Origin of the sequence: Streptomyces diastatochromogenes (assembly GCF_002242805.1) — a bacterium.
GTDB lineage: Bacteria > Actinomycetota > Actinomycetes > Streptomycetales > Streptomycetaceae > Streptomyces > Streptomyces diastatochromogenes.
Genome location: NZ_MCGQ01000010.1, coordinates 57,510 through 70,217 on the forward strand (window position 1 = coordinate 57,510; position 12,708 = coordinate 70,217).

Annotated in this window: 13 protein-coding genes; 12 read left to right on the forward strand and 1 reads right to left on the reverse strand. The window is 71.3% G+C overall.

What is annotated here, in order from left to right; all coding sequences use genetic code 11:
- Positions 1-2: 2 nt before the first annotated feature.
- Complete coding sequence (locus BEK98_RS11115; protein ID WP_094216286.1) at positions 3-302, reverse strand: acyl carrier protein; 300 nt, start codon at positions 300-302, stop codon at positions 3-5.
- A 161-nt stretch (positions 303-463) separates the two neighbouring features.
- On the opposite strand from BEK98_RS11115, the gene BEK98_RS11120 reads away from it, so the two are divergent.
- The 12 genes from BEK98_RS11120 to serS all read left to right on the forward strand — a co-directional run bounded on the left by BEK98_RS11120 (position 464) and on the right by serS (position 12,645).
- Complete coding sequence (locus BEK98_RS11120; protein WP_094216287.1) at positions 464-2,095, forward strand: aldehyde dehydrogenase family protein; 1,632 nt, start codon at positions 464-466, stop codon at positions 2,093-2,095.
- Positions 2,096-2,122: 27 nt separating this feature from the next.
- Positions 2,123-3,265 (forward strand): acyl-CoA dehydrogenase family protein, encoded by a 1,143-nt coding sequence (locus BEK98_RS11125; protein WP_094216288.1) that lies wholly within the window; start codon positions 2,123-2,125, stop codon positions 3,263-3,265.
- A gap of 128 nt (positions 3,266-3,393) precedes the next feature.
- Positions 3,394-4,701: an aspartate aminotransferase family protein gene (locus BEK98_RS11130; RefSeq protein WP_208643077.1), complete on the forward strand. Its 1,308-nt coding sequence runs from the start codon at positions 3,394-3,396 to the stop codon at positions 4,699-4,701.
- Positions 4,702-4,703: 2 nt separating this feature from the next.
- Positions 4,704-5,189, forward strand: a complete 486-nt coding sequence (locus tag BEK98_RS11135; protein ID WP_094216289.1) for a type II toxin-antitoxin system RatA family toxin — start codon at positions 4,704-4,706, stop codon at positions 5,187-5,189.
- An 18-nt stretch (positions 5,190-5,207) separates the two neighbouring features.
- The gene (locus BEK98_RS11140; RefSeq protein WP_094216290.1) at positions 5,208-5,741 is read left to right on the forward strand and encodes a hypothetical protein; all 534 of its coding nucleotides are present in this window, start codon (positions 5,208-5,210) and stop codon (positions 5,739-5,741) included.
- Entirely contained in the window at positions 5,738-6,286 is a 549-nt protein-coding gene (locus tag BEK98_RS11145) for a flavin reductase family protein (RefSeq protein WP_094216291.1), read from the forward strand. Before BEK98_RS11140 ends, BEK98_RS11145 begins: the two co-directional genes overlap by 4 nt.
- Positions 6,283-7,263, forward strand: a complete 981-nt coding sequence (locus BEK98_RS11150) for a ferritin family protein (protein WP_094216292.1) — start codon at positions 6,283-6,285, stop codon at positions 7,261-7,263. The genes BEK98_RS11145 and BEK98_RS11150 overlap by 4 nt, the downstream gene beginning before the upstream one ends.
- A complete protein-coding gene (locus BEK98_RS11155) occupies positions 7,260-8,267 on the forward strand; it encodes a beta-ketoacyl-ACP synthase III (RefSeq protein WP_094216293.1) in 1,008 nt (335 codons plus the stop codon). The genes BEK98_RS11150 and BEK98_RS11155 overlap by 4 nt, the downstream gene beginning before the upstream one ends.
- 67 nt (positions 8,268-8,334) lie before the next feature.
- A complete protein-coding gene (locus BEK98_RS11160) occupies positions 8,335-8,565 on the forward strand; it encodes a phosphopantetheine-binding protein (RefSeq protein WP_020942802.1) in 231 nt (76 codons plus the stop codon).
- The gene (locus BEK98_RS11165) at positions 8,565-9,785 is read left to right on the forward strand and encodes a beta-ketoacyl-[acyl-carrier-protein] synthase family protein (protein ID WP_094216294.1); all 1,221 of its coding nucleotides are present in this window, start codon (positions 8,565-8,567) and stop codon (positions 9,783-9,785) included. The genes BEK98_RS11160 and BEK98_RS11165 overlap by 1 nt, the downstream gene beginning before the upstream one ends.
- A gap of 108 nt (positions 9,786-9,893) precedes the next feature.
- A complete protein-coding gene (locus BEK98_RS11170; RefSeq protein WP_094216295.1) occupies positions 9,894-11,375 on the forward strand; it encodes an APC family permease in 1,482 nt (493 codons plus the stop codon).
- Entirely contained in the window at positions 11,368-12,645 is a 1,278-nt protein-coding gene (gene serS, locus BEK98_RS11175; protein WP_094216296.1) for a serine--tRNA ligase, read from the forward strand. The genes BEK98_RS11170 and serS overlap by 8 nt, the downstream gene beginning before the upstream one ends.
- Positions 12,646-12,708: the final 63 nt, after the last annotated feature.

The window sequence follows — 12,708 nt, forward strand, 5'->3', positions numbered from 1 at the left end:
CCTCAAGCTTCCTGGATGGCCTGGGTCAGGTGGTCCACGAGGTGGGCGATCGTCGGCTCGTTGAAGAGCACGTTGACGTTGATCGACAGGTCCAGGAGCTGCTCCAGGCTCTGCCGTATCTCGGTCAGCCGCAGCGAGGTGAGGCCGAGATCGAAATAGCTGACGTCGAGGGGGAGATCCTCGGAATCGTCCATGAGCAGTACGGCCCTGAATTTCTTCAGGACGATTGACTCGATTTCTTCGGCGAGTTCACTGCGCGGCAGATCGCGCAACCGCTGGATCGTGCTGTCGACAGGTGGCATGCGGTCATGCAAGCAAGGGCGGCTGACACCCCGCTGACAGCTCCGAGAGCGCTCCCATGGCTTGATCGGCGCGGTCAGTCACGTGTCAGCGCCGGGTCAGATTCCGCTGTCAGGCTCGCATTGCTTCAAGAAATCCACACGCCATATCCGAAAGGCTGAAGATGCTTCGCGAAGCCGCGCAGGAGGAGAGTGCTGAGGCACCTTCCGGATTGAAGAGTTACGACCTCTACATCGCGGGCAAGGACGTCGCCGGGGACGGATGGGTCTACACCGTCAGCGGGCGCTCCCTGCTGGAGGACGTGTTCACCAGCGTCACCCTGAAGCGCTCGCTCGAACAGGACCCGGAATCCGAGGCGGCCAAGCACCCCTATGTCGTCGGGCGCTGCGCGATCGCGGACGACTCCGCCATCGACCTGGCCACCCAGGCGGCCGCCGCGGCCGCCCCCGACTGGGCGGCCGTACCGCTGGAGCGGCGGATGCAGCTGGGCACCCGCTTCCGCGAGGAACTGATCAAGCACCAGGACGAGTTCCTGCGCATGCTGGTCGCCGAGTCCCACCCCGTGAAGCTGGCCCGCTGGGAGCTGAGCTGCCTGCTGCAGATCTACTCCCCGGGCTCCCTGCGCTGGTACCTGAAGCAGATGCGGGTCGAGAAGGAGTACAACGGCCGCAAGCTGATCCTGCACCGCCAGCCGGACGGTGTGGTCGCCTTCAACCCGCCGCAGAACGCCCCGCTGCCCAGCACCGCCCTGTGCGTGCTGGCGCTCATGGCCGGCAACGCCGTGGTGGTGCGGGCGCCCCGCAGCATCGCGCTGTCCACCATGTGGCTGCTGCGCGACATCGTCGCGCCGCTGCTGGAGGAGATCGACGCGCCGGCCGGCGTGCTCAACGCGGTGTGCTCCAACCCGAAGCAGACCATGGACCGCTGGATCGCCGACCCGCTGATCAACGACATCTTCTACATCGGCGGCAGTCAGGAGGGCCTGCGCTTCGAGCAGCAGTGCGTGGCGCACGGCAAGAAGCCGATCCTCGAACTCGCCGGCAACGACGGCATCGTGGTGTGGAAGGACGCCGACGTGAAGTGGGCGGCCGAGGCCATCACCGAGTCGTTCTACGGCTCCGGGCAGATCTGCATGGTGCCCAACTACGTGCTGGTCCACCCCGAGATCGCCGAGGCGCTGATCGCCGAGGTCAAGGAGCAGGTCAAGGGCATCAAGCCGGGCCTGCCCGAGGAGGAGGACGTGCTGCTGTCGCCGGTCCGGCGCAGCGAGCGCTTCTTCCGGCTGCTGCGGCAGGCGATGGACAACGGCGCCGAGCTGATCACCGGCGGCAACCGCACCGAGGTCGACGGCACGGTCTCCGAGACCGGTGTCTTCCTGCAGCCGACGGTGGTCCGGGTGGACGGCCTGGACCGGGCCCGGACGTACGACGTGGTCCGCGAGGAGACCTTCTTCCCGCTGATCCCGATCGTGGTCGCGGAGCGCGACAACGACGACGCCCTCCTCGAGGCCTTCCTGCAGTTCGTCAACAGCAACGACTACGGGCTGCGCAACTCCCTGTGGTCGCGCTCGGACCACGTCATCGAGACCTTCGTGCGCCGCGTGGTCAACGGCGGCCTGCTCAAGGTCAACGACTCCCACATCGGCTTCCTGCCCTACCTGCCGAGCCACGGCGGCACCGGCCGCACCGGCGGCGCCTTCGGCGAGGCCAACTACCCGATGCTCAAGACCTCCCACGTCCAGGGAGTCAGCATCGCCCGCGACGTGAGCCCGTACGACGCGGTCTTCGGCGCCTGACCACACCCAGTCCTGCGGAGGTTTCCCGTGCGTTCCCTCGATGCTGCCCGGACCGTCTGCGAGCGGTTCCACCCCGGACTCCTCAAGGAGCTGGAGCAGATTCCGTACGCCGAGCGGGAGCGGCCCGGCAGCCCGGTGATCGACCTGTTCCGCATCCACGGCGGGGTCGGTCTGCTGATACCCGAGGCCTACGGCGGCCACGGCGCCGCCCCGCTCGAGGCGCTGCGGGTCCAGCTCGCCCTCGGCGCGCTCTCGCCGTCCCTGGTCGCGGCCGTGTCCATGCACCACTTCACCGCCGCCATGCTGTACTCGCTGGCGGTCAAGTCGGGCCGGCTCACCGCCGGGCAGACCGAACTGCTGCACCGGATCGTGCCGGAGCAGCAGGTGATGGCCTCCGGCTGGGCCGAGGGCCGTACCGCGCAGAACATCCTGAAGCCGGCCGTGACCGCGCGTCCGGTCGAGGGCGGGTTCCTGCTGTCCGGCTCGAAGAAGCCGTGCAGCCTGTCCCGTTCGATGAGCCTGCTCACCGCGTCCATCGCCATCCACGGCGAGGACGGCGGCGAGCCCGAGCTGGCGCTCGCCCTGGTGCCCGCCGACGCGCCCGGCATGACCGTGCACCCGTTCTGGGGCAACGACCTGCTGGCCGGCGCGGAGAGCGACGAGGTGCGTCTGGAGGACGTGTTCGTCCCGGCCGAGATGGTCGTCCGGGCCGGCGCCGACGACCCCACCCGCCTCGACGACCTGCAGTCGGCCGGGTTCGTCTGGTTCGAGATGCTGATCTCCGCCGGGTACGCGGGCTCCGCCGCCGCGCTGGTGGAACAGGTGCTGGAGCGGCAGCGGGGCAGCGTCGAGGAGCGAGCGGCTCTCGCCGTGGACATGGAAGCCGCCCTCGCTCTGCTGGAGGGCGTGGCCCGCGGGACCGGTCCCGAGCCCGGTGACGAGGAGTCGGTGGCGCGGGTGCTGGTCGCTCGGTACGCGGTGCAGAACGCGCTGCCGGACATTGTGGCTCGGGCGCTGGAGTTGCTCGGGGGGCTGGACTTCATCAGCAATCCGGCGAGTGCGCTGGTCGCTGCCGCGACGCGTGCCCTGGCTTTCCATCCGCCGTCCCGTATCGCCGCTGCGGAGCCGCTGCTCGCGTATTTCGACGGGGGGCCGTTGGTACTGGCGTAGAGCTCGGTCGGCAGAGCCGAGTGGGCGACTGCGGGTCCGTCGTGGCTGGTCGCGCAGTTCCCCGCGCCCCTTTGGGGCGCTGCACCCCACCGACTCAATGGCACACCCCCCTTTGGAGTGAACGACAAGTGACCGTCATCCAGGAATCCCCCGAAGTCCCCGCGTCGGCGACCGCCGCCGTCGACGAGGCCGAGATCCTCAATCTGTACCGGGCCCACCTCAGCAAGGGCCGGGCCACGCTCGCCGAGTTGTTCGGCAGTCATATGGAGGTGGCGTCCGAGGGCGCCTGGCTCACCACGAGTGACGGTGAGCGCTTCCTGAACGCGGGCGGCTACGGCGTGTTCATCATGGGCGCCCGGCACCCGATCGTCATGGAGGAGGTGGAGCGCCAGCTGCGCACCCACCCCACCGCGACCCGCATCCTGCTGGAGCCGACGGTGGCCCGCGCCGCCGAAGCCCTGGTCTCCGTACTGCCGCCGGGACTCGACCGGGTGCACTTCGCGCTGTCCGGTGCGGAGGCGGTGGAGACCGGCCTGAAGCTGGCCCGCGCGGGCGGCTTCAAGCGCACCATCTCGATGCGCGGCGGCTACCACGGCAAGACGCTGGGCGCCCTGTCGGCGACCGCGAAGGACGTCTACCAGGCGCCGTTCCGCCCGCTCGTGCCCGACTTCCAGCACCTGCCGTTCGGTGACGCCGACGCCCTGGAGGCGGAACTGCGGGCGCACCCGGGCGAGGTGTGCGTGATCCTGGAGCCGGTGCAGGGCGAGGGCGGGGTGATCCTCCCGCCGAAGGGCTACCTGAAGCGGGTCGAGGAGCTGGTCCGCGAGTACGAGGGCTTCCTGATCCTCGACGAGGTGCAGTCCGGCTTCGGGCGGCTCGGCGAGTGGTGGGGCGCCGACATCGAGGGCGTCGTCCCGGACGTCCTGCTCACCGGCAAGGCGCTCGGCGGCGGGGTGATGCCGGTGTCGGCGGCCGTCGCCACCCGCAAGGCGTTCCGCCCCTTCGACAAGGACCCCTACGTCCACACCGCCACCTTCTCCGGGCAGCCGGTGCTGATGGCCGCGGTGCAGGGCGCGATCCGGGCCGTCAAGGAGGAGCGCCTGGTCACCCGGGCGATGGACCTCGGTGCCCGGCTGCTGCCGCGGATCGCGGAGGTCGCCCACCGCAACATCCCCGAGCTGGTGGTGGACGTGCGCGGCCGGGGTCTGCTCATCGGTGTGGAGCTGGTCGAGGCGGGCCTCGCCGGCGAGCTGCTGATCGAGCTGTTCAACCACGGCGTGGTCGCCAACCACTCCATGAACGGCAGCTCGGTGGTGCGGTTCACGCCGCCCGCCGTGCTGGACGACACCGACGTGGACTTCCTCGTCAACTCCTTCGACCTGGCCACCCGCGACCTCATCCGGGGCGCGGCCAAGATGCCGGAAGGCGGTAACTGATCGTGCGGCACGTCGAACTCGATGCCCTGATACCCGCGGAGCAGGCCGAAACGGTCCTGCACGCCGTACGGCGCTGGGAGAAGTACCCGGACCTCGCGCCCCACGTCAACGCGACCACCGTGCACGCCTCCTACCCCGACCCGAAGGCGTCCTCCAGCTGGGAGCTGCACTTCCGCAGCGGCCTGTTGCGCTGGACCGAGGACGACACCGTGCTGCCGGAGAGCGGCGAGATCCGCTTCGAGCAGTCCGACGGCGACTTCGACTCCTTCACCGGGACCTGGTCGGTGCAGCAGGACGGCGCGGACGTCACCGTCCGCTTCGACGCCGACTTCGACTTCGGCATCCCGAGCCTGGAGGGCATCCTCGACCCGATCGCCGAGCGGGTCATCAAGGAGACCGTCGCCTGGGCGCTGACCGGGCTGTACCCGGCCGTGCGCATCCAGGGCGGCATCCAACTCACCGAGCCCGCCGCGGTCGGCGCCCAGTAGTCCGCCGAGGAGCTGACCATGGACCAGGCGAACCCCTTCGAGACACCGCGCACGTACTCGCTGCACCGCGCCGAGTACCTGGTGGGCCTCGCCGTCACCACCGGCCTGATCGTCTACCACTTCGGTGACATCCGCTGGCTGCCGGCGATCGGACTGTTCCTCTACATCGACCTGATCGGCTACATCCCCGGCGCCGTCGCGTTCAAGAAGAGCGGCGGCCGGCCGATCCACAAGGCGTACTACGTCCTCTACAACGTCATGCACAGCCTCATCACCCAGGGCGCGGTGGCCGCGCTGTGGTGCTGGCTGGTCAAGCCGGAGTGGGCGCTGCTGGTGCTGCCGTTCCATCTGTTCGGCGACCGCGGCCTGTTCGGCAACTTCATGAAGTCCTTCGCGCTGCCCTTCGAACCGGTGCGCCAGGAGGGCTATCTGCGGCTGCTGGACGACCTGGGCCTGCCGCACCCGAAGCCGGTCGGGCACGCCATGGACCCGGTGCCGGTGGGGCACGTCCCGGCGCGGCCGGTCGTACGGGAGACGGAGGCCGTGCGATGACCACCGCGACCGGCGTACGACGCGCGGTCCGGCAGGACCCGGCCGAGCGCCGCCAGGCCCTGTACCACCTGGCCTCCCCCGTGTCCGTGCTGACCACGGGGCCGGAGGAGCGGATGCACGGGACGACCGCGAGCACGGTCACCCTCGTCTCGCGCTCGCCCCTGCTGGTCGGGGTCGTCCTGCGGGCGGGGTCGTCCTTCGCCCGGCTGGCGGCCGACGAGGGCCGGTTCGCGATCAACGTGCTCGGCGGCGACCAGGCCGACGTGGCCCGGCGGTTCGCCGACAGCGGCCGGCCCGACGGCGACGCGGCCTTCACGGGCCTCGCCTGGACGGCGGACCGGTACGCACACGCCCCGCTCATCGCGGGGGCGCTCGCCCACTACGTCTGCCGGTTCCACTCCGCGCACGAAGCGGGCGACAGCGAGCTGCTGCTCGGCCACGTCGTCCGCGCCACCGCCGACAACGGGCGGCTCCCCCTGTTCAGTTACGCCGGCGGGCTGTTCGCCGGCTCCCTGCGCCCGGCGAAGGAGGCCGCCGCATCATGACCGCACCCGTAGCACCCGAGGCCGACTGGGAGAAGGCACCCGGTCTGCTGGACGGCGCGAAGGAACTCACCCTCGGCCCCGAGGAGTGCGACCTCGCCTACTGGATCACCTCGGTGGCCCAGGGCACGCTGCGCGACCGCGGGGTGACCGGCCACCACGAGAACGCGCTCACGCCCGACTTCCTCAAGGCGCCGGGACCGCTGCGCGAGGCGCTGGTGCTGGAGTTCGGCTTCCGGGCACTGGCGGAGGAGCTGGCCACCCGGCTGCTCGGCCACTACGTCTCCATCGCGCCCGGCATCCCGCAGATGGAGTTCTACGCCACCCAGCTGATCGACGAGGCCCGGCACGCCCGGGTCTTCCGCCAGCACCTGGTGGAGCTGGGCGTCCCGGCGAGCACCCTGCTCAAGGACATCGAGGAGATGGCCCGGGACTACCGCAAGCGGGTCCTGGACCCGGTGGTGGACTTCACCCTGGACATCGTCCGCGACCAGGCCGACTTCCCCGGCGGGGTCGCCGTGTTCGCCATCATCATCGAGGGCGTGCTCGCGCCGGCCGCCGAGCTGAGCGAGCGCAAGTGGACCCCGCTGTCCCCGGCGACGGGCGAGATCTCGCGCGGCACCGCGATCGACGAGATCCGCCACCTCACCGTGGCCAGCACCATCCTGCGCGACCACGTGATCGAGCACCCGGAGTACAAGCCGCGGCTGCTGGAGATCCTGCGCTCGGGCGTGAAGCTGTGGGACGAGATCCCGGACCGGGAGTTCGTCATCCACCGCGAGGAGCTGTTCCAGGAGGGCATGCTCCAGCACGCCGACAAGATCGGGGACTACGAGATCTGGCCGGGCGTCCGGCTGCTCGACACCACCGCCGAACAGCGCTACGACATGGCCGAGCGGTGGACCGACGAGATGGCCGAGGTCCGCATGGACTACATGGGCCTGCCCGTCGGCGTCCTCGCCTCGGAGGCCGGCGCATGAGCACCGGGCGGGCCGCGGTCGTCACCGGCATCGGGTCGTACGTCCCGCCCAATGTGGTGACCAACGACGACCTGGCCGCCCGCCTCGACACCTCCGACGCCTGGATCCGGTCGCGCACCGGCATCGCCGAGCGGAACTTCATCTCCCCGGGCACCTCCACCGGCGATCTGGCGGTGGAGGCGGGCCTCAGGGCCTTGAAGTCGGCGGGTGACGAGGAGGTGGGGGCGGTGGTGCTGGCCACCACCACCCCGGACCAGCCCTGCCCGGCCACCGCACCGCAGGTGGCCGCGCGGCTGGGGCTCGGGCAGGTGCCCGCCTTCGACGTGGCGGCCGTCTGCTCCGGGTTCCTGTACGGACTGGCCTCGGCCGCGGGGCTCATCGCGGCCGGGATCGCGGACCGGGTGCTGCTGATCGCGGCGGACGCCTTCACCACGATCATCAACCCCGAGGACCGCACCACCGCGGTGATCTTCGCGGACGGCGCGGGCGCGGTGGTGCTGCGCGCCGGCTCGGCCGGTGAACCCGGGGCGATCGGCCCGCTGGTGCTCGGCAGCGACGGCGAACTGAGCCATCTGATCGAGGTCCCGGCGGGCGGTTCCCGGCAGCGGTCCACCGACCGGCCGGCCGCCCCCGAGGACCACTACTTCCGGATGCTCGGCCGGGACACCTACCGGCACGCGGTCGAGCACATGACCGCCGCGTCCACCGAGGCGGCCGAACGGGCCGGATGGCGGCTGGACGAGGTCGACCGGTTCGTGGCGCACCAGGCCAACGCCCGGATCCTGGAGGCCGTTTCGGACCGGCTCGGCATCCCCGCCGAGCGGCAGCTGAGCAACATCGCGCGGGTCGGCAACACCGGCGCCGCCTCGATCCCGCTGCTGCTCGCCGAGGCCACCGCCGAGGGCCGGCTCGCCGCGGGCCACCGGGTACTGCTCACCGCGTTCGGCGGGGGTCTGTCCTGGGGCGCCGCCAGTCTCATCTGGCCGGAGCTGCAAACCATCTGACCGATCGTCAGTCACTCATATCGATTCAGCGGTACGCGGGGCGCGTACACCTTCGAAAGGAACCGAGATGCTGGAGCAGCTCAAGGAAATACTGTCCAACAAGCTCAAGGTGTCGCCCGAGTCGATCACTCCGGAGGCCACCCGGGAGGACATCGAGCTGGACTCGCTGGCCGTGGTGGAGCTGTCGCTGCTGCTGAAGTCCGAGCTGGACCTGGACATCAGCGACGACGACCTCCTGGAGGCCGAGACCGTGGGCGACATGGTCCGGCTCATGGAGGAGCGGAGCGCGAAGGTCTGATGGCCGGGATGGACATCGCCGTCACCGGGCTCGGCCTGGTCACCCCGGGTGGCGTCGGGGTCGGGCCGAGCTGGGCGGCGGTCTGCGACGGCAGGCCGGCCGCCGCCCTCGATCCGGTGCTGGCGGACAACCCCGTACAGATCTCCTGCCGAGTGCCGGGCTTCGACCCCGAGACCCTGCTGAGTGCGCGGCGGGCCCACCGCCTGGACAGGTTCGTGCAGTTCGCGCTGGTCGCCGCGCACGAGGCGGTGGCCGACGCGGGCCTCGACCCGCAGACCTGGGACGGCGCCCGCGTGGGCGTGGTGCTGGGCTGCGCCGACGGCGGTCCGGGCACGGTCGAGGAACAGCACCATGTGCTGCGCGAGCACGGCGCGGCCCGGGTGTCGCCGCTGCTGCTGCCCATGCAGCTGCCGAACATGCTGGCCGGTCAGACGGCCATCGAGTTCGGGGCGACCGGACCCAACCTGGTGGTGGCCACCGCCTGCGCCTCGGGCGCGACCGCCATCGGGACGGCCCGGGACCTGCTGGCGCTCGGCCGGTGCGACATCGTGCTGGCCGGCGGCAGCGAGGCCATGGTCACCCCCCTGGTCATGGCCGGGTTCGCGCAGATGGGCGCCCTGTCCAAGCGGCACGACGATCCGGCGACCGCCTCCCGCCCGTTCGACGTGGACCGGGACGGCTTCGTCGCCGGTGAGGGCGCGGGGATCCTCGTGATGGAGCGTGTCGCGGACGCCCGCGCCCGCGGTGCGCACATCCACGGCCGGATCATCGGGTACGGCGCGACGGCTGACGCGCATCACATGACGTCACCGCATCCCGACGGCGTCGGCATCGAGGCGGCCGTACGGGCGGCTCTCGCCGACGCGGGGGCCGATCCGGACGATGTGCAGCACGTCAACGCCCATGGGACTTCGACCCCGTTGAACGACCTGTCGGAGGCCCGGATGATCCAGCGGACCCTGCGTGGGGATCCGTTGGTCACCTCGACGAAGGGAGTCACCGGTCATCTGCTGGGCGCGGCGGGCGCGGTCGAGGCGGCGTTCGCTGTGCTGAGTGTCGAGCACGAGTTGATTCCGCCTGTCGCCAACCTGGTCATGCCCGATCCCCGGATCGAGATCAAGTTGGCCCAGACCGTCACCGAGATGCCCATCGATCTGGCCCTGAGCAACTCCCTGGGCTTCGGCGGTCAGAACACGGCACTGGCGATCGCACCTGCCTGACCAGGTACGAAGCCAACAGCGAACAGCCGTCCGCCGGTCCGCCGCGGGCGGCTGTCGCACGTTTCCCGTCCCTCTCCCCAACCCCTTTGAGCAACCCGGGAGTCACCCATGTCCACCAGCGGTTCCCCACCCTCCCGGAGCCGACTCGGCACCGGGCACATCCTCTTCCTCATCGTCGCCGCGGCCGCCCCCCTCTCCGCCATGGTCGGCACCGTCCCCCTCGCCTTCGCCTTCGGCGACGGAGCCGGTGTACCCGCGGCCTTCCTGTTCGCCGGAGTCACCCTCCTCTGCTTCTCCGTCGGGTATGCGGTCAGTGCCCGCCGTACCGGAGGCTCCGGCGGCTTCTACGCCTCCGTCGCCGACGGGCTCGGGCGGCCGCCCGCGGTCGCCGCCGGGTATGTCGCCCTGCTCTCCTACAACTGCGCGACCATCGGGCTCGCGGGTGCGCTCGGGTACTTCACCCACCTGGTCTTCGCCGCCCACGGGCTGTCGGTGTCCTGGGAGTGGTGCGCCGCCGTCGGACTGGTGCTGTCGGCCGTCCTCGGGTACCGGGAGATCGCGCTCAGCGCCCGGGTGCTGGCGCTGCTGATGCTCGGCGAGATCGGCGTGCTGGCCGCCCTGGACGTGGCGATCCTGGCCCGGCACGGACTGCACGCCCTGCCCACCGCCTCCTTCTCCCCGCATGTCGCGGCCGGGCACGGGGCCGGCGTCTCGCTGATGTTCGCGTTCGTCTCCTTCATCGGTTTCGAGTCGGCCGCCCTGTACGGCAAGGAGGCGAAGGACCCGCAGCGCAGCGTGCCCCGGGCCACCTATGCGGCCGTCGTCCTGATCGCCGGTTTCTACGCCCTGACCAGCTGGCTGGCGGTCGGCGCGGTCGGCAGCGACCGGGTGCGCGAGGTCGCGGGCAAGCAGATGGGCGACCTGTTCTTCGCCCTCGGCGACGACTTCCTCGGCAAGGCGGGCAGCACCGGGCTCCAGGTCCTGCTCTGCACCAGCCTGTTCGCGGCGACGCTGGCCCTGCACAGCGCCGCCAACCGCTACGCCCAGGTCCTCGCCGAGGACGGTCTGCTGCCGGGCGCCCTGGCCGCCGAGCACCCGCGGCACCACTCCCCGCACCGGGCCAGCCTCGCGCAGAGCGCGCTGACCACGCTGGTCGTGGCCGGTTTCGCCGTCGCCGGTCTCGACCCGTACGCCGACCTGACCACCAGCATGCTCGGCCTCGGCACCCTGGGCATCGTCGCTCTGCAGGCCCTGGCCGCGCTGTCCGTGCTCGGGCTGCGGCTGCGGGGCGGTGGCGGGCACTGGTGGCGGGAGGTGGTCGCGCCGCTGCTGGGCTTCGCCGGCCTCGCCGCCTCGGTGTGGCTGGTGGTCGGCAACTTCGACATGCTGACCGGCTCCCCGTCCAAGGTCATCGCCGCGCTGCCCTGGCTGCTGCCGCTGGTCGCCCTGGGCGGCCTGGTGTACGCGGCCCGCCTGCGCTCGGCCCACCCGCTCCGCTACCGCCTGCTCGGCACCCGGCACACCGCAACCGCCGTACCGGAGCAGTCCCCCGCCTCCTCCCCCGCCCTGTCAGGAGACCGCCATGCATGATCCCCACGAGCTGATCGAGGCCGGTCCGGACGCGGTACGGCGCCTGGCCCGCCGCCGCTACGCGCTCGACCTGGACACCCTGAGCACCGCGCTGCACGCCCGCTCGGCCACCCAGGCCGACGTGACCCGGTTGCGCACCGAGCTGAACCGCACCGCCAAGGCCCGCCGCAACGGCCCGCCCACCGAGGCGGAGAAGGAGGCCGCCCGCGCGCTGCGCGCCGAGGTGCAGCAGGCGGAGGGTGCCGCCCGCACGGCCGCCGGTGAGCTGACCGAGCTGCTGCTCGGCATCCCCAACCTCCCGCTGGACACGGTCCCGGACGGCGACTCGGAGAAGGAGGCGGTGGAGGTACGGCGCGGTGGTCCGGCCCCGCGCCCCTCGGCCGGCGCCCGCCACCACGCGGAGATCGGCGAAGCCCTCGGCATCCTCGACTCCCCCGCGGCGGCCAAGCTCTCCGGCGCCCGCTTCACCGTCTCGCACGGCGCCGGAGCCCGTCTGGAGCGGGCCCTCGGCGACTTCTTCCTCGACCTGCACACCCGCGAGCACGGCTACACCGAGCAGTCGGTGCCGTTCCTGGTCAGCCGCGACACGATGACCGGCACCGGCCAACTGCCCAAGTTCGAGGAGGACTTGTTCCGCACCCAGGTCGGCGACCGCGAGCTGTTCCTGATCCCGACCGCCGAGGTCCCGCTGACCAACCTGGTGGCCGGACAGCTCCTGGACGCGCGGACCCTGCCGTACGCGTTCACCGCCCGCACCCCCTGCTTCCGCGCCGAGGCGGGGGCGTACGGCCGGGACACCCGGGGTGTGCTGCGCCTGCACCAGTTCGAGAAGGTGGAGCTGGTGCGCGTCTGCGCCCCGGAGGAGGCCCAGGAGCAACTGGAGCTGATGGTCTCGCAGGCCGAGGAGTGCCTGCGCCGCCTCGAACTCTCCTTCCGCACCGTCCTGTTGCCCGCGGGCGACATGGGCTTCTCGGCCCGGATGACGTACGACATCGAGGTCTGGCTGCCCGGTGGCGGCTCCTACCGGGAGATCTCCTCGGTCTCCGACTGCGGCACCTTCCAGGCCCGCCGCGCCGACATCCGCGTCAAGCGCGCCGACGGCCGCAAGACCCCGGCGGCCACCCTGAACGGCTCGGCCCTGCCGATCGGCCGCACGGTCGCCGCACTGCTGGAACAGGGCGTCCAGGAGGACGGGTCGGTGGTCCTGCCCGAGGCACTGGTCCCGTACACCGGGTTCCGACGGATCCTGCCGGGCGGGGCGACCGAGTAAGGCACGTGAGCGCGACGAAGACCCGCCCCGCCCGAGGCTTGCGCTCCTCAGGCGGGGCGGGCG